The organism is Microcoleus sp. PH2017_34_RAT_O_A, assembly GCF_020737885.1.
Classification (GTDB): domain Bacteria; phylum Cyanobacteriota; class Cyanobacteriia; order Cyanobacteriales; family Microcoleaceae; genus Microcoleus.
The window spans coordinates 42,201-62,900 of record NZ_JAEQDD010000002.1; the positions used below are offsets into that span (position 1 = coordinate 42,201).

The following is a 20,700-nucleotide window of genomic DNA, read 5'->3' on the forward strand; positions in this document are numbered from 1 at the left end:
GCAGTTAAAATTATGTTATCCTCTTCAGTCCGCGAAGGCGGACATCGTTTGTGTAGATGCGGTTTCAACCGCCGTCTTATCTAAATTCTGCTGCTAAATTATGCTGCAAAAATTTATCAAAAGTTGTGCGATCGGGCATAGCAACCTGAGCACCCACCTTAGTTGCACACAGAGCACCCGCTGCACAGCCCCACACCACCGCCTCCGACAGCGATCGCCCGCCATCTAACGCCGCAGCCAACCCACCGTTAAAAGCGTCGCCAGCAGCCACTGTGTCGATCGCCCTCACAGCAAAAGCAGGCACAAAAAAGCTCTCGTCCGCAGTCACAGCAACCGCCCCGCGATCGCCCAATTTGACAATAACATTCTCGACACCGCGCTGCTGCAACTGTTTAGCTGCGCGAATCGCCGTTTCTGTGTCATTCACTCCAAAACCGACTAACTGGCCAGCTTCCACTTCATTCGGTGTGATAATGTCAATTAGGGGATAAAGGTCGATCGGCAAATCCCCCGCAGCCGGTGCCGGATCGAGAATCACTCGCACCCCCAATTCACGGGCGACTTTCGCAGCTTTTTGAACAAATTTCAGCGGAATTTCTAACTGTAACAACAACGATGTAGCTTCAGGTAACAGTTTTTTAAGACGTTCTATATCTGCATCGCCAACATTATTATTTGCACCCGGAATCACAATAATATTATTTTGACCGCTATCGTCTACGGCAATAATTGCCACACCTGAATGAGTGCTTTTATCTATTAATACATTTTCTGTATTCAAACCATAGGATTGTAAACTTGTCAATAATTCTTCAGCAAATTTATCGTTGCCCACACGCCCGATCAGGTGAGTCGAAGTTCCAAGACGCGACGCTGCTACGGCTTGATTTGCTCCTTTACCGCCGCCGGCAGTGAAAAAATTGCTACCGATGATAGTTTCCCCAGGTTGCGGCAATCTGGGAGTTTTTGCTGCGAGGTCAATGTTGATACTGCCAAATACAATGAGGCTCATGGATTGTTGAATTGGGTAATTGGTAATTAGGTTTGTAGTGAGGACTTCAGTCCTCTGAGTTTAATATTGAATTTGGGCATTGGGAATTGGGAATTGGGAATTGGGAATTGGGAATTGGTAATTGGGAATTGGTAATTGGGAATTGGGAATTGGGAATTGGGAATTGGGAATTGTCATTGGGAATTGTCATTGGCTTATCTTGCTTATTTCATGATTTTTCCATCTAACTGTCAACTGACAACTGTCAACTGACAACTGTCAACTGTCAACTGTCAACTGTCAACTGTCCCCTGAGACGTGCTAGAACTGGTATGGTCTAAATCGGTCAATGCAATGGCTGCACTCACTCTCGATCGCAATCCCTGTGTCCTGCTAGTAGAAACAGACGAAGTTCTCGCCGGACACTTAAGTCTAGACTTAAAATCCTCCGGCTACGAACCAGTAATAGCTTCTAGTATCGCCACAGGCCAACATTTAGCCCATAAATTGCAGCCAGCTTTGATTGTAATCGATCGCATACTTGGCCCTGAATCGGGGCTGTCGCTGTGTTCTCACCTCCGAAGTGGTGGCAATCGGGCGCCAGTGCTATTATTGATCGGTCGCGATACAGTGGACGATCGCGTGGCTTGTCTGGAAGCTGGCGCAGATGATTATTTTCTCAAACCTTACCGCACTGAGGAGTTTATGCAGTTGGTGCGCTTGTATTTGCAGCCGGATAACACCAGCAGCGAACAACTGAGGTTTGGTGATTTAGTTTTGGATTTGGCGTCTAGGCGAGCTCTACGCAACGGACGGGCGATCGACCTGACGATGAAGGAATTTGAACTGCTAAAGTATTTGATGGAACATCCCCGCGACGTTTTGACTCGCGAACAAATTCTAGAGAATGTTTGGGGTTACGACTTTTTGGGTGAGTCGAATGTGATTGAGGTTTACATCCGCTATCTGCGTCTCAAAATTGAAGATGATGGCGAGAAGCGCTTGATTCAGACTGTGCGCGGTGTTGGTTACGTGATGCGCGAAGCTTGAAGTCAGTTGACAGTTGACAGTTGTCAGTTGACAGTTGTCAGTTGACAGTTGTCAGTTGACAGTTGTCAGTTGACAGTTGTCAGTTGACAGTTGACAGTTGTCAGTTGACAGTTGTCAGTTGACAGTTGTTAAAAAGTCCCATTCCAATTACCAATTCCCAATTCCCAATTACCAATTACCCATTACCAATTACCCATTACCAATTCCCCATTCCCAATCTAAAATCTTTATGAGTTATTTAACTAATTTCCTAAATATTGGGGTAATTATATTTTTGCTTGGATGTTCGCCGGCTTTACCTGTCGCAAATTCTGGTGTTACTGGTACTTTGGCGTCGCAGTCTCCGACGGCGACAACATCCGGTCAAGTTTTGCCTGTTTCTGCTAGAGCTCGGATAGCCGATCGCCAGATCGAACTTGAAGTCGCCAAAACATCCGAACAACAGGCTATGGGTTTAATGTACAGAACTTCTTTGGCCGATGACAGAGGAATGCTGTTTGAGTTTAAACCCGCGCGCTGGGTCAATTTTTGGATGAAAAATTGCAAGATTTCTCTGGATATGATTTTTCTGCGGGATGGAGTCGTGACAGCCATCGCAGCAGAGGCACCTCCTTGTACAGCCGATCCTTGTCCCACCTACGGGCCCGATACTGCTGTCGATCGAGTAATCGAGATCCGGGGTGGCCGGGCTGCTGAACTTGGTGTCAAAGTGGGAGATCGGATTGAAATCGAGTTTTTCCAGTAACACTTCGGACATTTTCAGGGCTTACACATGGGGCTAGAAACCCGGTTTCTAGGTGTATTTCTGGTTCCCAGTCGCAAAATTTAGTAGAAACCCGGTTTCTGAAGTCACTCCCCCTCTCCCCCTCTCTCCCCTCTCCCCCTCTCTCCCCTCTCCCTTTCCCGCTGAGTTCGGCTTCGAGAAAACCTCAAAAAATTAATAAACTTTACAAAACTTGATAATATCTGTTAAAGTATTAATGTAAGATACAGCACAAAGACCAAAAGATTTGCTACGATGTCAATCTGAGTTCGTCTGGGCTTGAGCTTGTTTGCAGAAGCTGTAGATTGTTAGTTCCAGGTATGAGAGGAGTCAGCGACTCGTTACCAATCCTGAGAGACGATGCTTAGCCGATCGGGCTCCTGGCACGAAAAGAAATTCTCTGGAACTTCTGGCGCCAAACCTGAATCTACTAAACCTGTCGGAAGTAAGATGCTACAAGCCAAATTAAGTGGCAAAGTTAACTTAAGGTAGCAAGGTCGGCTGCGATCGACATATCTGACCAAATATTGCCGAAGTAGATTTGCGGATTCTGCACTTTCGCAGATGAAGTTAAACTCTGAACAACAGTGCAATTAGTTTAGGTAGCAGAATTTCTTCAGATTCGCGTTGCACAATACCGAGGTATTCAGTTTAAGTTCGATCGCGCTCAACAGGCGATCGGGCAGACAGCAGCAAAAGTGCAAAACCTTTCACTTCTGGGGAAAGGTTGGCTTTAGAGTCACACTCAGCAGTAAATTTGGGATTTTCCACAACCGCTAATACTGTTTTAACAGCTATCGACGGCCAAGAGACAGATTTAAAACTGGCTTATTACTAATCAAAAACATCAGGTTCGCATCAGAAAATGGTGTCCTATACATGGAGACAAAATCACATGGCACCCGCTACATACACTAGATTAATTCGATTTTTACAAGAAGATTTGGCAATCTCTCCCGCGTCCATCGCTGTCGCCGAACGTGTTGGCGGTGACGAAAAACGGCAGCGAGATCGAGACCCTAATTCCTTGCCGATGGTTCTGTGGCAGTACGGTTTAGTCACTCTGGAACAATTGGATAAAATCTTTGATTGGTTATCCCAAGCCTATTAAAAGGATTTTAGATTTGAGATAAAACCCAAAATCCAAAATCCTTTAATAACTAAGATTAAGATCCAGCTAACTCTTTCGCAGCAGCGGCGATACCGGCACCAGGAAGGCAGCCTTCATGACCCAATTCTTGCAACACGACTTCCAAAGCGGAAATTGCTGCTAGAATATCGCGATCGCACACAAAGCCCAAATGACCGATGCGGAAGATTTTACCTTTCAAATGGTCTTGTCCGTCGGCGAGAGCAATATCAAACTTCTTTCTCATCAAAGTTCGCACTTTTTGAGCATCTACAGACGCAGGCGGCATAACTGCGGTAATGGCAGGACTGGCGGCATCATCAGCAGCAAATAATGGCAAACCCAAAGCTTTTACAGCGGCGCGAGTAGTTGTCATCAAGCGCTTGTGTCTGGCGAAAACGTTTTCCAATCCTTCGCCTTTCATTATTTGCAGCGATGCTTGCAGCGCAAAAAACATATTGACTGGCGGAGTAAAAGGAGTCGTATTTTTGGCAGCGTCTTTGCTATATTTACCCAAATCTAAATAATAGCGGGGCAGTGTGGCAGTTTTGTAAGCTTTCCAAGCCTTAGGACTAACGGCTACAAAACCCAAACCCGGGGGAATCATGTAAGCTTTCTGAGAACCAGAAGCAATCACATCTAGCCCCCAAGCTTCCATTGGCACGCTGACAGCACCTAAACTGGTGACAGCATCAACCATAATTAAAGCTTCGCCGTGGGCTTTGACGTGGCGGTTGATGGTTTCGAGGTCATTCAGGACACCGGTAGAGGTTTCTGAGTGAGTGACGATGACAGCTTTGATTTGCTTCTCAGTATCTGCTTCGAGTTTTTCGCGGAAGTCTTCGGGGTTCAAAGGTTGACCCCACTCAGCTTTGACGATTTCGGCATTTAAACCGTAAGCTTGTGCGACTTCAGCCCAGCGTTCGCCAAATTTACCATTGCATCCGACTAAAACTCGATCGCCCGCACTCAAGAAATTAATTATCCCAGCTTCCATCGCGCCGGTACCGGAAACCGTCAAACTCAGTACGTCGCCGCTGGTTTGGTGCAGCCATTTGAGATTTTCGGTACATTCGGCAAAAATCGCGTCAAATTCCTTGCTGCGGTGGCCCATCGGGTGTTTTGCCATTGCTAGCAAAGCCGCTTCCGGCACCGGTGTAGGGCCGGGAATCATCAGCATTAACTTGTTGTCCATTATGTCGTCCTAACTTTTTCGATGGGAGTTCTACAGAATAAATCAAATACGATCGGTTGGTACTCTAAGTTTTTTAACTTTTAATGCCAGTATGGTTAGTTTCATTTAAAGACCAACGGTATTCTACTGCCAAGTTCGATCGCTCGCAGCTTTGTTCTAATTGCTTTTGAATGGCAAGGGCTTTACGCAGGGTAATAATAAGTTGGTGAACTTGTTGCTGTTGGGGCGATTGTGGACTGACAGCAAACATTGTTTTGCGTTCTAACAATTGAAGTAACAATTCATAATGAATGTACGAAGGAAGGGGAATTGGCTCCATGAAAGCTAACATACCTCAGCGAACCGATACCCCATTGCAAGTGCATGGGGCATCACAGGTGAACATTAGATGCCCGACTTCTTATTTGTTTTCTAACCTTACAAAAACCCCTGCTTTGCCGATCGAATATTCGGGGCTGGGTGCGTTGGTAACGCTAAATTTTGCGATCGACTGGCGACAGCGAATAGATTTAATTGCTTTCTGGCAAAATATTTCTCTGCAATATAGCTTTGAGTGCTATTTTTTTTGCAGTTAGGCGCTTGAGTCGATGCAGGCTAGAATTTCTGATTATTTACCTACTCAATCATTTTTTATCAGAATTCGGGGGTGTTTTTGAACTAACCCCACCGATGAATCGGGGGGATTCGTGCGATTCCAATAAAGGTTTCACACAGGCGTGTTCAATGCGCCGCTACCCACTCAGTCTAGATTACTCTAAACTTTGCGTATACTTTTATGCTTCTATCGCTTGGAAAGTCCATCACTCTGCCAGGTTGGTACGCTCGACATCCTGCCATTATTTGCCCTTTAACTGTTCCGAATCGAAGTCGGATATGTCCGTTGCCTGGATTTCTCAGTACTAGGATGTTTCGTCGCGTAGATGGTTGCTCCTACTCGCTTGAATCTATTGTACCACGGCGGCTAAAGCCGTGCAACCCCTTCTAGGCGGTTGAAACCGCTACCGACTTATCCCCATGTCTCGCATCGAGGGGCCCGGCGGGCTCGTTCTTTGGTCAAGCAGTCTCGCCTTTGGTGATGGGCGGATGTGTCTTGGCAAGGGAGGCTAAAGCAGCACCCGGATCTGGCTGCTTGACTAGGGATTCGCCGATGAGGACGGCTTGGACTCCGGCGCTGGCAACTTGGGTGAGGTCGTCGGCTGTATGGATTCCTGACTCGCTGACGGTGAGGATGTTTTTTCCTTGAATTTCGGTTTGGCGATCGGCTAATAGTTGGCTGGTGGTTTCTAGACTGACGGAAAAGTCTTCTAGGTTGCGGTTGTTGATGCCGATTAGATTGACGCCTTCTAGGGTTAATACTCGATCGAGTTCTTCGAGAGTGTGAACTTCTATTAAGGCCGTCATGCCCAAAGTCTTGACAATTTTCACAAAGTATTGTAGGTCTTTGTCAGATAAGATAGCTGCGATTAACAATACAGCATCGGCACCGCTAATCCGGGCGAGATAGATTTGGTAAGGATAGATAATAAATTCTTTGCAAAGTAAGGGCAAATCGACGGCGGCACGGATTTTAGCGAGGTTGTCGAAACTGCCTTGAAAGAACTTTTCATCGGTGAGTACGGAGATGCAACTGGCGCCGTTTTCTTGGTATGCTTGGGCGATCGCAACTGGATCGAAATCTTCACGAATTACGCCTTTGCTGGGGGAAGCTTTTTTGACTTCGGCGATGATTGCTGGTTTGGTTTTGCCGTTTTTAAGGGCGGCGAGAAAGTCGCGGATTTTTGGTGCGAAGGGGAGTTTTTTGTGAAGTTCGGCTAAGGGCGTGCGATCGCGCTTTTGGGCTACTTCAACCTCTTTTTGCCAGACAATTTCTTCGAGGATGTGCCGGGGCTCGGCGTCGGGTACGGCGATTTTGTAGCTGAGGTAGAGTACGGAGACGGAGGTGCTGGGCGGACGGCGGCGGATTTGAAGCATGATAGGGGGGATTAAGGGCGATCGCACAAGTTTGAATCTATTATATAATAGTTACAGTAAATCCTCCTAGCCTGAGAGCTAATGCGTGTCAGCTAAAGATATATATCACGAGACAGTTAAGCGTGCCTTACAAAAGGATGGGTGGACAATTACTCACGATCCATTTCCCATGCAAATTGGTCGCAAACGTTTATCTGCCGACTTGGGTGCAGAGCGTCTAATTAATGCCGAAAAAGGAACCGAAAAAATTGTTGTTGAGGTCAAGAGTTTTGTAGGGCGATCGGATGTAAGAGATTTGGAACAGGCTTTGGGACAGTACGTTCTTTACCGCCAAGTGCTGAATGAAATGCAGATCGATAGAAATTTATATCTGGCTATTTCTAAGCCTGCTTTTAAGAGCGTATTTACCATAGAATTAGGGCAAGTGTTATTAAAAAATCAAATTGTTAAACTGATTGTTTTTGATGAAAAAAGTGAGGCAATACTTCAATGGATACCAGATTGAGATACCAAGAAATTATCAAAACCATACTTCAGGAACACGCTAACTTCTACAATACTATACCTGACGGCTATCATTCTCAACTGTTATTTGATGATGAACGAGGAGGATATTTAGTTTTGGATATTGGTTGGAATGATGACAATTACCTACACGCCACACCAATCCACCTCGATTTGATCGGCGATAAAATCTGGATTCAATATGATGATACCGAAGAAGGTGTGGCTACCGATTTACTAGCAGCAGGTGTTCCTAATGAAGATATTGTACTCGGTTTTCGCCATCCTCAAGTGCGGCCGTACACTGAATTTGGAACTGGCTTGAGCTGCAAAGATGAAGAAATTGTTGCTGAATCTGCTGTTATGCGATCGGCCTAAGCCGATAGATTATTCGGCGATTGAAATCGCGTCTAACCAAACGAAATCCGCCGCCGTGGACTAAGAGATATGAGAGATTGCGATTAATCAAACAGAAGCAAGCCCGGATTTACATGAAAAAACTTTCCCAAAGCCTCAGCTTGTTTATTGGTAATTTCTAGCTGGTTATTAATGATTTGAGTTACTATCTCAATTGTGCCAATAATTTCTACTAAATCCGCTGGCTGTAGATTTCTAGCATCCATCAAATGAAGAAGTCTTGAGTGGGGAGTTGAAGCATTTATTTGATAATGTGTTTCTTCAAAATCCTCAATTAATTTGACTAAGAGTTCTAGGAGAGTGTCTTCTTCGGGAGTTAGATTGTTCCGAGAAAGCAAGCTTTCAACTATTTCTAAAAATATCTCGTTTTCATCTTCATTTTTGATGATACGAGGTTGATATTGAGATAGCAAGCTGCTGTACCTGTCAGAGTCAAACATTTAGCGATCGTTCAGATGTTTTGCAGATACCTAATTTTATCAAATTTAAGGGCGATTTAGCAAAAAACCCAAAATCTAAGAAACCGGGTTTTTTGCTAAATCACCGACTGTAACGAAAGATTCTCGAAAAAACCCGGTTTCTGGCCACCCGCGCGTCCGTGACTACGACAGAAACCAAAGAAACCGGGTTTTTCGCAGTTTTTAGGCGGTGTAAGGATATTCTCGGAAAAAACCCGGTTTCTGACCACACCAAAAATTAGATAAACCGAGTTTTTGGCAATAATTCCTAATCTAAAATCGATCGCACTTTTGCACCGCCAAAATCCTCGCGCTAACCCGCAAGTCCGCCGAGGGTTGAAAACCCCCGTCTCATAGCGAAAGTCCTCTAAAAGAGGACTGAAAAGTCAATTCAATAAACAAAGGTCGATCGCACATTTCCAAATTCCCGAAAATTCACTGTAGGGAAACGGCATTGCCGTGTCCTTAGCTGGATTTGCTATATAATTTTTATTACTCACTGTTTGGGCGGGAATAGTTAGTTTTGACATACTCTTTTAGTACGGGCCCAAGGGTGAAAAATGTGCGATCGCCCTCCGGGATTTTTTCAACAAATGAACGCCGTCCCAAGGATTGCATAACTTTCAAAAATTGCGATCGAGATAATTGCATATTCTCTGGCACTTTCGAGAGGGAAACTGGCGCGGTTTCACTCGCTAGCCATGACATTACCTGTTTTTCGGACTCGGATAAGCGATTAAATGGCTGATGCAGTAAAGATTCTAAATCGCCTAAAAATAGTGTACCGTCATCCAAAAATTCAGCTAGGCTGCCGTTAAACAAATCTTGAATCATTGTAGCAACTATTTTTAGCCACAAGGGATTGCCTCTGTATTGTTCAATTATTTCTGACCATTTTTCATTTTCAGCTAAACCTTTTTCTCTGAGGATTTCCGCCGCCTCTACACCTAAACCATTCATTTGTAAAGATCGAACAGGCTGGTTGTTGCCTTCTAATGCGGCGATTTCTCTAGGTTTTTCCCAACTTAGCAGCACTAAACAACTGTTGTGAGATAATTCTCCTACCTGTCTGAAGAGTGTGCCGTAATCTTCGTATCCAGGTTGGTAATTGCCAGCGAGTTGTCCGCTGCTATTTACCATTTGTACGTCATCAACTATCAGCAGACAGCGGTATTTTTGCAAGTAGTTCAGTAGGGGCAATCCCCCCGTGGTTGCCCCATTCTCTGGGACAACCACGCCGTCGGCATTTGGGGCGGGCACGGGGGCACCGCCCCTACGGAAAGATTGAATGATACTGGTTTGAAGTATTCGCAGGGGTGGAGATGTGGCGAGACTTCGCCAGATGACGAAATCAAATTCATGTTTGATTTGTTGGACAAGTTGGGCGGCGAGTGCGGTTTTGCCAATGCCGACTATGCCCAGTATGGCGAGTAGGCGGGTGTTTTCTTGTAAAATCCACTGTTTGAGGGTGGTGAGAGAGGATGTGCGATCGTAGAAAATGCTAGACATAGGCATTTCAGCTAAGAATTGACGCACTTTGGGTTCAGTGTTGTCTTTATTGAGAACTTCTTCATCAATTGGTGATGAGACTTTTGGAGAAGGTGAACTATTTTCACAGAAGTTGACGTTACCAATGTGTACACAATCTTTATTATTGAAGTTACAGAGATTTGAGAATTTTAATCGCTCGAACGTGACTCTAAAATTTGATTTATTGACTTCTTCGCCTAATACTTCTGATAGTAGCTTCCATAGTTCAGAGGCAATATCTTTAATGTGACCTTCACTACAGTGAGATTCATCTGCTATTTTTGAGTATTTCTGACCTTGTAAAGCTCCCCGCAGTATCACCTCTTGCAAATTGTCTAAATGTTTTCCCGTATTGACAAAAACTAGGTCGTCTGCAATTTTTAATATTTCTTGAACGTCCATAGGTCGGTGGTATAGGAGTTTTACCTATTATGTCCTACTTTATCCGACTTTTTATGGTCTGACCTACTTTATCCGGCTTTATCCGACTTAATAAGCTAAAACAAAATTAAAATTCCCTACTTGTTCCGACTTTTGCCGACTGTACAAAACGGAAGAATTACGAAAGAATAATATTTATATGAGGCACTCATTAAGTTTATTTCAACATAAATAATATGAAAGTAAGGCTATTAATTTTGGGGCTTTACCTACCAGTAACGATTGGTATGGTGTTGTTTGGTAACGTCGAGCCATCGAAAGCTGGCTGGAATCGAATTGGTGGCAAGGGTATGACTCAGTACATGACATCTAATAATAATCAAGAACGTCAAAATGGCGGGTTATTCTTGATGGGAATAGGAATAGTAGGAGGTGTTATAGCCGCTGCTGTTAAAAAACAATAAGCAACACCTATAGGATTGTCAAATTAAATTTTTATATGTCCTTAAAAGCTGGCTTATCCTCGATAAGAGCCTACCTGATTCGACTGGTATACAGATTATTTAAACAAAAATAATCTTTGTTCAGATGATGGCTATCGCTTTAGTTTAGTTAAATTTCTAACATTTATGAATACTTACCCAGTGATTTTGTATCCACTTTCTATTGAGAAAGCTTTGGCAAGCTTACCTCCAGTACCAGAACCACCTAAAGTTTCTCCTCCGCCAATACTTCAACTACTACCTAAGCCAGAAGAACCAGAAGTTTTTATTGAATCACCTCCTGTCAGGATAAAATTAATTCCATTATTTCTTTCTGAACTAGCAGTATCTATAATCAGTGCCTTAGTTGGTAGTGCTAGTAATAGCATGGGAGCCGGATGGACTTTTTTTATAATGTTAACATTAGGAGTGTTTTGGTTTGGTTATACCCAGGTTAAAAGCTATCCTATCAGACTTAGCCAATATCGGGAAGAACTAGCAGCTTACCAGGAAAAACGAAAGAGTTATCCTAAAATTATTAAAGACTGGGAACAATCCATACATCAAGAGGAAATTAAACATAAGGAGTTGCTTGCTGAAGGGGAACGTCAAAAGCAAAACTTAGAAAGAATCTACCAACAGGAAGTTGAAAACTTACGAACTCCCCAAAAAGTCAGTGATTGGAGGATGGAATCTTGCAAAAAAGAATTTTCATCACTTAACCCCCAAAATTTTGACATAGAACCAGCGGAAGACAGAAGAGGATTCACAGAACACCCTGACAATTGTCGATTTCCTAACCTGCTCAGAAACTATTTTGGTGATGATAAAATATTCATCTTAAAAAGGGTATTGTATTACACACCAGATTTTGCCTATGTCGATCCTGAAAACAACTGGTTTTCAATAGATATTGAAATAGATGAACCATACACCCCACGCCAATATCCTAACAATTCTCCGTTGATACCAACTCATTGTATAGGTCAAGACGATAACCGTAACTACTTTTTTCAACAGCATGACTGGTATGTAATTCGTTTTAGCGAAAGACAGGTATTTCTTTATCCTGAAAGTTGCTGCAAAGTGATAGCTCAACAGATTTATACATTTACAGGTAACGAATCAGTTTTAAGGCAGTTTGATAAGATTCCCGACTTACAGTCAGAACCATTGTGGACAGAAGATAATTCCATCAATAAAGCCGAAAGACAAGAGAGATTAAATTATAGGCAAGTCATGCCATCTGGCCGTCCCAGCCTCACAATCAGAGAATTTCTGGAAAACGAAATGCTGAAAAGAGCTAAAAGGGATTGAAGTGCGATTGCTCTTTGGTATAATCAAAGAATCCCGATCGCGCACAACCCAATGGAATCTCTATCCAATAATTGGGATGAACTTGCTAAAATCTTAGAACCTATTCATATAAGTCTCCTCGCACCCCAACATCTAGAATCCTGCAATTACAAAATACGCGGTTATTGGGATAGCAATAAGTTTTATGAAGAAATAGCTTTCATTCATCCTATCTGTGCTGAGTTAATCGCCCGATCGATCGGCACAAATATCATCAACAATCATCCCACTTCTCACTGGATTAAACTTAAATTTTTACTCAAAGCTGATTTATCTGCTGGCGAAAACAACCTGGTGAGTGATAATGGCGATGATGAAATTGGCGAACTGACTCTGATTTTAGATGGCAATCTGAAAGTGATTGATGAAAACTGGCTGATTGATATCGAATCCCCTTTTGTTGTTGCCAAAATTCAGCCAGTTTGCAGCATTCTGCCTAAAGTGCGTGAAGGGTAGCTATCCCGTCGGGAATCGCACTTTCACCTAAACCTTAACCGCTGTCTGCGCTCGAACTTCCATCAACTGCAAAGCTTTCGATGCCGCCTCAACTACCCCTGTCCACTCAGAAGATTTAATATAATCCTCATCCGAAACTTCTGTCCCCAACGCCTCAAATACTAAATCTATAGCCTGACAAACTGCTTCCATCAAACGAGCTTCTTTTTCATCTTCAATAATTACTCCGATCGCCGCATCAGGGTTTTCTGCCAACACAGTATCGTCGTAAAGAAAATGAACCGCCTCATCAAAACTGTCGGACTCAATTCCGGGCGGATAATCGCTTTCTAGCCAAGCTTTATGTTGATATTCTCTATCTGCCAAACTGCGGAGAGTTTCTAACAACTCCTCTCTCATTTTCGGATACTTTACCATACAACTTTTTCCTTGACTAAGGTGCGTACCAGGTTTGCCATTGCAACCATTCATCTAAAGGGATGTGAGCTTCTGTGGGATTATTTTTGATGCTACCTGCGATGGGTTGACCATTTTTACCGATAACTTGACCGTCTTTTCTAAGAATAACGTGGTCTATCTGCTGAGAAGGAAAACGACTATCTGCATCCCCTTTGTCAATCCTCACGCCATTTCCCTGATTTGCTGGATCTCGCCACCGCCAACCTGGTTTCTTTTTGTTTGGCTGTGCATCGCCCCAGGATTCGGGTATTTTCTGGCTGGCTGCTTCTGGGACTGTCCAATCTTGACTTGAAATCACCTCGCACCTGGTTTATGCTTAATCTTGTTCCTATACAGCAATTTTAGCACAGAGTATATATTGACCTCCAATCATTTACAACAACAAATATGAGCATTAACCATAAACTTAAGAACATATTGACAGAATTACGATCGCACTTCGAGCAACTTTACGGCGATCGCCTCACCCAAATGGTACTCTACGGTTCCCAAGCGCGAGGCGATGCAGATCCCGACTCAGATATAGATGTTTTAGTAGTTCTCAAAGCGCCAGTTCAAGCAGGGGTCGAAATTGATAGAACTCTTCAGATTGTAGCAGATTTGTCGCTGCAAAATGATGAAGTGATTAGCTGCCAGTTTATGGACGAACAGCGATTTACGCACTACAACGGGCCTTTATTGAGGAATATTCGTAAAGAGGGAATAGCTTTATGAAACCCGAAAAATTAGAATACCTAGATACCCGACTTCTTGAAAAAGTCGGGTATCTAAAAATAGCACTTACGCGCGCGGGCCAGAAACCGGGTTTTTTTAGGAAAATCTTTCGTTCCAACCCACAGATTAGGTGAAAAACCCGGTTTCTTTGGGCGCAGTGCATAAGTCCTGTCAAACAAGAACACCGCCCCTACAAATTAATGACCGCCCGCCGCCCCAGCCGCCCGTTTGAAAGCCTCATCCAACACTTCCGAAAGCGTCGGGTGCGTGTGAACTCGGAATGCTAAAGTGTTCACAGAATCCCGCTGGGCGATCGCATTTGCCGCCTCCTGAATCAAATCCGAAGCGTGCAAACCGAAAATGTGAACTCCCAACAATTCCCCAGTATCTTTCCGGTAAATCACCTTAGCCATACCGTCGGTTTCACCCTCCGCAATAGCCTTAGAATTTCCCTTAAAATAACTCTTGACAGAAGCGACCTCAAACCCTTCGGTTTTTCCTAACTCCTTCGCCGCAGGTTCATTCATTCCCACATAGCTAATTTCTGGGTGAGTAAAAGCCGCCGCTGGGATACTCAAATAGTCAACTTCGCGAGTGCGGCCGCAAATATTTTCGACGGCGGCAATTCCTTGAGCAGATGCAGCGTGGGCTAACATCATTTTGCCATTAACATCGCCGATCGCCCACAAATTCGCGATCGGTTCTCCTGCTACCAAAACCTGCATCTTATCGTTAACTGGGATATAACCGCGCATCGTTTCGACGCCAACTGTTTCTAACCCCAAATTCTTGCTGACGGGAACTCGACCAGTTGCTACCAAACAAGCGTCAACTTCCAAAATTTCCACAACTTCTTTAGTTTTGAAATCAGCTAATTCAATAATTACGGGCGAACCAGGAATAATTTTCTTAGCCAACAAACCAACTTTTGTTTCAATATCGCGCGGTGCAATCAAAACTCGTTCTGCTAATTTAGCAATATCCGGGTCAAAAGTTGGCATCAATTGATCTAGAGCTTCAATCATCGTAATTTCGCAGCCGAGGGCTGTGTAAATATCCGAAAACTCCAAACCAATATAACCGCTGCCAATAATTGCGATCCACTTCGGTAGAGATTCCAATCTGACAGCATCATCGCTAGTAAATACAGTTTTGCCGTCAATTTCTATCCCCGGAGGGACGAAGGGAATTGAACCGGGGGCGAGAATAATATCCTTGGCGGTAATAGTTTTCTCGCCTTTGTCGGTTTCGATCGCAATTTTTTGAGCAGCGGCAATTTTGCCCCAACCTTGGATGACATCGACGTTCAAACGTTTGAGGCTGTTTGTCAAGTCGCCCCGCAGTTTGCTAACAATAGTATTAGCGTGATTGGCGATCGCCCCTCGATCGAAATCCACACTTCCCAACTGAATTCCCAAAGTCTTGAGATGGTGGGCATTCCGCATATCCCGCACCCGCCCGGAAGCCGCCAGCAGCGCCTTGGAGGGAATGCAGCCGCGGTTGACGCAAGTCCCGCCCATGTCGCCTGCTTCGATAATTGCCACTTTCAGCCCGCAGCTAACCGCGTGTATGGCGGCCCCGTGCCCGCCCACGCCGGCGCCGATAATTGCTAAATCGTAATCAAATCCTTGAGTCACCTTAAAATCTCCTAATGCCTTTGAAATCTTAGGACTCAAGCAAAAAACACCGTCTGTCCGTCCTTTCGAGGTGGTGCGTTGCGATCGCAACCTTTGAACAGCGGTAATAGTTGCATAAGTCCTGTGTCCTTATTCTCGACTAGACTAGGGTTAATTAGACAGTAACTGAGATTTTTTTAGGGTCGATTATGTTGAGCTGGCTGTGCGCCAAGTCTCAAATCACCCTGTCGGCGGGTGTAAAGTTAAGTACAGATTGATGGCTGACAATGCGTAAGCCGTGTCAACTGAAAGTCAAATGCAGTGTCGGTCTACTGTTTGACGATAGGGCCCAGATCCCCCCTAGCCCCCCTTAAGAAGGGGGGAACAAGAGGCGATCAAAGTTCCCCTTGTCAAGCCCTTCTTAAGGGGCGGACAGGATTCTTCTCAAAGTCCCCCTTCTTAAGGGGGATTTAGGGGGATCTCGCAAGAGGATAAAAGCGAAATTTCTCAAGGATTTTAGTTGATTGAGGTTTTGATGTCTAATATCTGCACGTGCCGGTGGGCAGAGTTTCTAGGCAAGTTTTGAAGTCTATGGAGTGGCTTATGATGGATGAGGATGATTTGAAAGATTCACGCCGGGCCTCGGCTCAAGCTTTTTTTCAGTCCCTGGATGAATTGTTTGATTATATAGAAGCTTCCAACCCAGAAGCAGCACAGCCTCAGTCTCCGTCGCCTCAAGCTAAGCCTGCGAGTGAGTCTGCGAGTCCGCCGAAGAAGGCTAAAGCTAAGAAAATTAATTTGTCGGATTTTGAAGATGCGATCGCAGATTTGGAACAGTTTATCCAGAATAAGCGCCAGAATCGCCCGGAATCTAATCAATAGTGCGACACGTTTTAATTAATCATATCCGGCAAATGACGGATGATATAAGCTGGCGGACGATCGCCCTGGCTGGATTTTGCCGGAGTTTGCGATCGCGCCAGCGGTTATACCGTGGTTAGTCTTGGTCTATGGATAGGCGATTTAGGCGATCGGTGTTTTGTCGATCGAGCTTGACGAGCACAAACAGGATCTTGAGTGTTAACTCGCTGGCGGTGTTAATTGTTCCTTCTGGAACTTTGCCAGCCACAAAGGAACCGATACCTACAAGATAGAGCAAAACACTGGTGATGATGAATCCACGGATTGCCAGAGAATAGGAATGAGCTTGATGCAAAAGTTCTTGTTGAGGAGTGCGATCGATTGTGCTAGAATTATCGCAGGACAATAGTTGGTTAATATTTAAATGATTATTAAACATTTATCTTGCTGGAAATCTACAAGCATATTGCAGATTAACGATCGAATAAATATTATTTGCTGATAATAATTATGGGGCGATCGCTTAGAGTTTCTCCAGGGTGCATTGAACAAGTCCAATCGGCTGTAGTGATGAGGGGCTTTGCGAGTAAGGTGGATTTGGCTGAAACATTGAGATTATCCCGATCTACTGTCACGAAATTTCTGGCGGGACAACCTGTTGATTATCGAAATTTTGTTGAAATTAGCGAGAAATTGGGGTTTAAGTGGAACACCATTGCCACTCTAGAAATAACAAATCCTCAGTCACCTCAGCCTAATTCACAACAAATCTTTGAGGAAACTTCTTCGTTTATAACTGGGAATCCCATCACCCATCCGCGCTGCTTCTTTGGACGCGAGAAAGAACTCAAACGCCTATTCAATTTGCTCAAACGCCTTCCATTGCAAAATGCGGCCATTATCGGCAAAAAGCGCAGCGGTAAAACTTCTCTACTGCAATACTTAAAAAACATTACCACCACATCAATAGAACAGTTACGTCCCAATCAAAAATCTGACTGGTTGCCCAATCCAGAAAACTATCGCTGGATATTCGTAGATTTTCAAGATTCGCGACTTCAGAATCGGGAAGGGCTGCTGCGATATATTTTAGAATCCCTGAAAATGGCAGTGCCTAATCCTTGCGACTTGGATAGATTTATGGATGTAGTTAGCCGTAATTTACATCAGCCGACAGTCATCTTACTAGACGAAATTGGTGTCGGTTTACAACGCTGTCCGGAATTAGATGATGGATTTTGGGAAAGTTTGCGTTCTTTAGCAACCAACCAAACAAATGGGAATCTAGGGTTTGTTTTAGCTGCTCCTGAATCACCGATTGAATTAGCGACTAGCACCGGACATAGTTCGCCTTTTTTCAATATTTTTGGATATACTACAACTCTGGGAGCTATGACTGAAGAAGAAGCACGGGAGTTGATAGCCAGTTCGCCCATTCCTTTTCCCGATGAGGATGTCGAGTGGATTTTGAATCAAAGTGAATGCTGGCCTCTGCTGATGCAAATCCTGTGTAGAGAACGATTATTTAGTCTGGAAGATGGGGAAACAGGGGATAATTGGCATGAAGAAGGTTTGCAACAGATAAAGCTATTCGCTCATTTTAAAAAGTAAATGCCGTGAGAACTAATTTGCCTCTAAAGCTGAATCATTTACTCACCTTTTGCTACTAGATGGTGCTAGAAATAAGCTAAGCTATCGCGCAGTTAAGTTGGATAATTTTGAGGCTGAAACCGCCTCTTGCCTCTAGGGGGCTGGCAATCGGTCTTGCGGAGCCAATTTATGCAATAATTTCATTGTTAACAATAAGTCAGTCACAAGTCAGTCACAAGTCAGTCACAAGTCAGTCACAAGTCAACTTCATAAACTTTTAAGTCAGTCACGTCTAAATGTATAATACAAATATGTATTAACGAAAACAGACTGTATTCGTTTAAAGCGGTGTAATCGTGTAAAACAAAAAAGCCAAGTAAGTTGTCACCTTACTTAGCTGGTCTTGATTACAAAAAGTAGTTCAACGATTCACACTGTTGCTATTCATGCTTGTCGTCATCCTTGCCCTTGCTCCTATCCTCCATAGGCATGAGTAATTGGATGATAACGGGAAACACGACTGGATCATTAAAAGGTACGTCATTCAAGATGGCGCAAATCACCACTGCAACAATTAACAGTGGTCGATAAAAATTAGCCATTTAGCTCTCCAATTGTTCAAAAGTTTAATCAAAGCTTCTGAACGGTAGCTTAACGGTAATGTTCAGGGGGAGCGTGGGTGTCCAGAGTCTAAAGGTACTGGGCACTCTATTCTCTTTTTCCCTAACGCAAATCTAACACAGCAATTTTAGCGAGCTGCATTAATTTATTGCCAGCTCATATTTTAATGTTTTATGTATTTGCACTCATTTGTGCATTTTTACTTATATTTTTTGGATATACTAGCTATCGGCGATCGTCCGATCGGCTAACAAAGATTAAACAGGATGTACAAAGGCTAGAAATCTGTGCAGACGTAACAGCCATAAGTAACGCTCACCGCAGTATATCGATCGGCGAACCAAACAGTCAAGTCAGCACCATACTCAGTAGCTTCAGTTATATCAGCCAAGACGTAGATGCAGCCCTCAACCAGAAAAGTCCTTACAACCAGCGTTTAGCTCTCAGTTCGGTAGCAGAAAAATTAAACAATTTAATACGAGAATTCACCCGCAGCAGCGATAAATATTCTGTTCGTTTTCGCCCCATTGCTACCAATTGGTCGGAAATAGTCACCAACCATATACGAGAACTAGCAGAAGCAGTCGAACTTCGCCAAGAAATTGACAGCCCTTATATCATCGGCGTACCCCTGACAGAACAGCAGGAAATCTTCACCGGGCGTACTGATATCGGCACGCGCATCGAGCAATTACTCCTAGACCGCCGCCGCCCACCCTTGCTACTGTACGGTCAACGGCGCATGGGCAAAACTTCCCTACTCAACAACCTTGGACGCTTGCTACCGAGCAATATTATTCCCATGTTTGTAGACTTGCAAAGCCCAGTTTCATCAGCAAGTGATTCTGCTGGGTTTCTCTACAATATCGCTAGGAGTATGACAAACTCAGCGAAGCGCCAAAGCGCGTTAACTCTCCCATCTCTCGATCGCGAAACACTGCAAGATGACCCTTTCACCCGCTTTGATGAATGGCTGGACAAAGTAGAAGCAGCCCTAGCACAAAATATTGCCCTGCTTGCCTTAGATGAATTCGAGGCGCTAGATGATGCCATCAGAAAAGGACGTTTCGACGAGCAAGATGTTTTGGGAATGTTGCGTCACCTAATTCAACATCGTCCCCGATTCAAAGTAATGCTAGCTGGCAGTCATACAATAGAAGAATTTCAGCGTTGGGCCAGCTATTTAATCAATGTCCAAGTCATTCATATCAGCTATTTGAAGGAACTTGAAGCGCGTCAACTAATTGAGCAACCCGTCCAAGATTTTACCCTGCGCTACGAACCGAATGCGGTCGATCGAGTTTTGCAACTCACGCGCTGTCACCCTTTCCTAATACAACTCCTCTGCGCTGAAATTGTCGCCCTCAAAAACGAGCAAGACCCCTCTATCCGCCGACTGGCAACTTTAGCTGATATCGAAGCAGCAATCCCAGCAGCTTTAAGTGTTGGCAGTTTCGTCTTTGCCGATATTCAAAACAATCAAGTAGATGCGGCAGGATTAGCTATTTTGCAGTTTTTGGCTGCACAAGGGGAAGGGGAAATCGTGAGCCGGGAAACTATTTTGCAAGAGTTTACTGATGATTTTGATGCTGTCGGTTTGCTTCTGCAACGGGAGTTGATTGAGGAAGTTGGTGATGGTTATTGTTTTCAGGTTGAGTTGATGCGGCGCTGGTTTGCACGGGGTGTTAGATAGTACGCGATTTTAGGGATTAGTAACCTATTTCGGTCATTGCGAGGAATGTTAGTTTTCGCCAATCGTTCCTCTCTTCGGACAACCTCTAACCCAAGCGTATTGTTTTTATATCATTTCCGGTTGCATCGGAATTATGTAGTGCGAGCGTCTCGCTCGCGGCCTGAATCGTGAGCGAGACGCTCGCACGCTCAACGATTCAAATATATATAGCCTTTCTCAAAAAGATGAGGTATAACTGACAGCTTATATCACCACTTAAGCCAAGAAGGGCTGAAGCCCAACAACGTACCTCATCTTTTAATAGCAATTTTTAAAAGTATTGCTACCAAACAATTTTTGGGTTTGTTGGCTCAAATATTGTCGCGGGTGTGCGTAGCTGTGAGATTTTCGATATTTTTTGGATACGATCTTTACTTTGACGCACCCTACAAATAATTTGTTCCTCGCAATGATAAAAAACTTT

Annotated in this window: 23 protein-coding genes; 13 read left to right on the forward strand and 10 right to left on the reverse strand. The window is 44.1% G+C overall.

Annotation, left to right across the window (positions count from 1 at the left end; genetic code table 11):
• Positions 1–76: 76 nt before the first annotated feature.
• Positions 77–1,012 (reverse strand): ribokinase, encoded by a 936-nt coding sequence (rbsK, locus tag JGK11_RS01955; RefSeq protein ID WP_293210378.1) that lies wholly within the window; start codon positions 1,010–1,012, stop codon positions 77–79.
• Positions 1,013–1,345: 333 nt separating this feature from the next.
• Here rbsK and nblR point away from each other — a divergent pair, with 333 nt between their 5' ends.
• The 3 genes from nblR (at position 1,346) to JGK11_RS01970 (ending at position 3,915) form a co-directional block, all read left to right on the forward strand.
• The gene (nblR, locus tag JGK11_RS01960; protein WP_293144204.1) at positions 1,346–2,041 is read left to right on the forward strand and encodes a response regulator transcription factor NblR; all 696 of its coding nucleotides are present in this window, start codon (positions 1,346–1,348) and stop codon (positions 2,039–2,041) included.
• A 229-nt stretch (positions 2,042–2,270) separates the two neighbouring features.
• Positions 2,271–2,786 carry a DUF192 domain-containing protein gene (locus JGK11_RS01965; protein ID WP_293174386.1) on the forward strand — a complete coding sequence of 172 codons (516 nt, stop codon included), beginning with the start codon at positions 2,271–2,273 and terminating at the stop codon, positions 2,784–2,786.
• A gap of 913 nt (positions 2,787–3,699) precedes the next feature.
• Positions 3,700–3,915, forward strand: a complete 216-nt coding sequence (locus JGK11_RS01970) for a DUF2949 domain-containing protein (protein ID WP_293144219.1) — start codon at positions 3,700–3,702, stop codon at positions 3,913–3,915.
• Positions 3,916–3,970: 55 nt separating this feature from the next.
• On the opposite strand, the gene JGK11_RS01975 is transcribed toward JGK11_RS01970, so the two are convergent.
• The gene (locus JGK11_RS01975; protein WP_293174268.1) at positions 3,971–5,128 is read right to left on the reverse strand and encodes an alanine--glyoxylate aminotransferase family protein; all 1,158 of its coding nucleotides are present in this window, start codon (positions 5,126–5,128) and stop codon (positions 3,971–3,973) included.
• A 73-nt stretch (positions 5,129–5,201) separates the two neighbouring features.
• Complete coding sequence (locus tag JGK11_RS01980; RefSeq protein WP_293144225.1) at positions 5,202–5,447, reverse strand: DUF5340 domain-containing protein; 246 nt, start codon at positions 5,445–5,447, stop codon at positions 5,202–5,204.
• Here JGK11_RS01980 and JGK11_RS01985 point away from each other — a divergent pair.
• Complete coding sequence (locus tag JGK11_RS01985; protein ID WP_293174266.1) at positions 5,446–5,703, forward strand: hypothetical protein; 258 nt, start codon at positions 5,446–5,448, stop codon at positions 5,701–5,703. The two genes, JGK11_RS01980 and JGK11_RS01985, sit on opposite strands and share 2 nt — an antisense overlap.
• 478 nt (positions 5,704–6,181) lie before the next feature.
• On the opposite strand, the gene trpC is transcribed toward JGK11_RS01985, so the two are convergent.
• Positions 6,182–7,099, reverse strand: a complete 918-nt coding sequence (gene trpC, locus JGK11_RS01990; protein WP_293210380.1) for an indole-3-glycerol phosphate synthase TrpC — start codon at positions 7,097–7,099, stop codon at positions 6,182–6,184.
• 85 nt (positions 7,100–7,184) lie between these two features.
• Here trpC and JGK11_RS01995 point away from each other — a divergent pair, with 85 nt between their 5' ends.
• Together JGK11_RS01995 and JGK11_RS02000 are read left to right on the forward strand one after the other, a co-directional pair.
• Positions 7,185–7,604: an element excision factor XisH family protein gene (locus tag JGK11_RS01995; RefSeq protein ID WP_293210382.1), complete on the forward strand. Its 420-nt coding sequence runs from the start codon at positions 7,185–7,187 to the stop codon at positions 7,602–7,604.
• Positions 7,589–7,981, forward strand: coding sequence for a XisI protein (locus JGK11_RS02000; protein WP_293210385.1), 393 nt, complete (start codon positions 7,589–7,591; stop codon positions 7,979–7,981). Before JGK11_RS01995 ends, JGK11_RS02000 begins: the two co-directional genes overlap by 16 nt.
• A gap of 83 nt (positions 7,982–8,064) precedes the next feature.
• Here JGK11_RS02000 and JGK11_RS02005 read toward each other — a convergent pair whose 3' ends face one another.
• On the reverse strand, positions 8,065–8,460 hold the full coding sequence (locus JGK11_RS02005) for a transcriptional regulator (RefSeq protein WP_293210387.1): 396 nt from the start codon (positions 8,458–8,460) through the stop codon (positions 8,065–8,067).
• Positions 8,461–8,970: 510 nt separating this feature from the next.
• Positions 8,971–10,410, reverse strand: coding sequence for an NB-ARC domain-containing protein (locus tag JGK11_RS02010; protein ID WP_293210389.1), 1,440 nt, complete (start codon positions 10,408–10,410; stop codon positions 8,971–8,973).
• 215 nt (positions 10,411–10,625) lie between these two features.
• Between JGK11_RS02010 and JGK11_RS02015 the strand changes: the two genes are divergently transcribed.
• From JGK11_RS02015 to JGK11_RS02025, 3 genes are all read left to right on the forward strand, one after another.
• Complete coding sequence (locus tag JGK11_RS02015; protein ID WP_293210391.1) at positions 10,626–10,853, forward strand: hypothetical protein; 228 nt, start codon at positions 10,626–10,628, stop codon at positions 10,851–10,853.
• A gap of 165 nt (positions 10,854–11,018) precedes the next feature.
• Positions 11,019–12,188 carry a hypothetical protein gene (locus JGK11_RS02020; protein ID WP_293210393.1) on the forward strand — a complete coding sequence of 390 codons (1,170 nt, stop codon included), beginning with the start codon at positions 11,019–11,021 and terminating at the stop codon, positions 12,186–12,188.
• A gap of 51 nt (positions 12,189–12,239) precedes the next feature.
• The gene (locus JGK11_RS02025) at positions 12,240–12,683 is read left to right on the forward strand and encodes a hypothetical protein (protein ID WP_293210395.1); all 444 of its coding nucleotides are present in this window, start codon (positions 12,240–12,242) and stop codon (positions 12,681–12,683) included.
• A gap of 27 nt (positions 12,684–12,710) precedes the next feature.
• On the opposite strand, the gene JGK11_RS02030 is transcribed toward JGK11_RS02025, so the two are convergent.
• The gene (locus tag JGK11_RS02030) at positions 12,711–13,100 is read right to left on the reverse strand and encodes a hypothetical protein (protein WP_293210397.1); all 390 of its coding nucleotides are present in this window, start codon (positions 13,098–13,100) and stop codon (positions 12,711–12,713) included.
• A gap of 16 nt (positions 13,101–13,116) precedes the next feature.
• Entirely contained in the window at positions 13,117–13,440 is a 324-nt protein-coding gene (locus JGK11_RS02035; RefSeq protein ID WP_293210400.1) for a hypothetical protein, read from the reverse strand.
• 89 nt (positions 13,441–13,529) lie between these two features.
• Between JGK11_RS02035 and JGK11_RS02040 the strand changes: the two genes are divergently transcribed.
• Positions 13,530–13,856 (forward strand): nucleotidyltransferase domain-containing protein, encoded by a 327-nt coding sequence (locus JGK11_RS02040; protein WP_293210402.1) that lies wholly within the window; start codon positions 13,530–13,532, stop codon positions 13,854–13,856.
• Positions 13,857–14,053: 197 nt separating this feature from the next.
• Here the strand turns inward: JGK11_RS02040 and lpdA are convergent, their stop codons facing one another.
• Entirely contained in the window at positions 14,054–15,493 is a 1,440-nt protein-coding gene (gene lpdA / locus JGK11_RS02045; RefSeq protein WP_293204714.1) for a dihydrolipoyl dehydrogenase, read from the reverse strand.
• 570 nt (positions 15,494–16,063) lie between these two features.
• Here lpdA and JGK11_RS02050 point away from each other — a divergent pair.
• Positions 16,064–16,354: a hypothetical protein gene (locus JGK11_RS02050; RefSeq protein ID WP_293174248.1), complete on the forward strand. Its 291-nt coding sequence runs from the start codon at positions 16,064–16,066 to the stop codon at positions 16,352–16,354.
• Positions 16,355–16,469: 115 nt separating this feature from the next.
• On the opposite strand, the gene JGK11_RS02055 is transcribed toward JGK11_RS02050, so the two are convergent.
• Positions 16,470–16,772: a hypothetical protein gene (locus JGK11_RS02055; protein WP_293204718.1), complete on the reverse strand. Its 303-nt coding sequence runs from the start codon at positions 16,770–16,772 to the stop codon at positions 16,470–16,472.
• A gap of 56 nt (positions 16,773–16,828) precedes the next feature.
• Here JGK11_RS02055 and JGK11_RS02060 point away from each other — a divergent pair, with 56 nt between their 5' ends.
• A complete protein-coding gene (locus JGK11_RS02060; protein ID WP_293174244.1) occupies positions 16,829–17,944 on the forward strand; it encodes an ATP-binding protein in 1,116 nt (371 codons plus the stop codon).
• Between the two features lie 766 nt (positions 17,945–18,710).
• Positions 18,711–20,237 carry an AAA family ATPase gene (locus JGK11_RS02065; RefSeq protein WP_293210404.1) on the forward strand — a complete coding sequence of 509 codons (1,527 nt, stop codon included), beginning with the start codon at positions 18,711–18,713 and terminating at the stop codon, positions 20,235–20,237.
• The last annotated feature ends 463 nt before the right edge of the window (positions 20,238–20,700 follow it).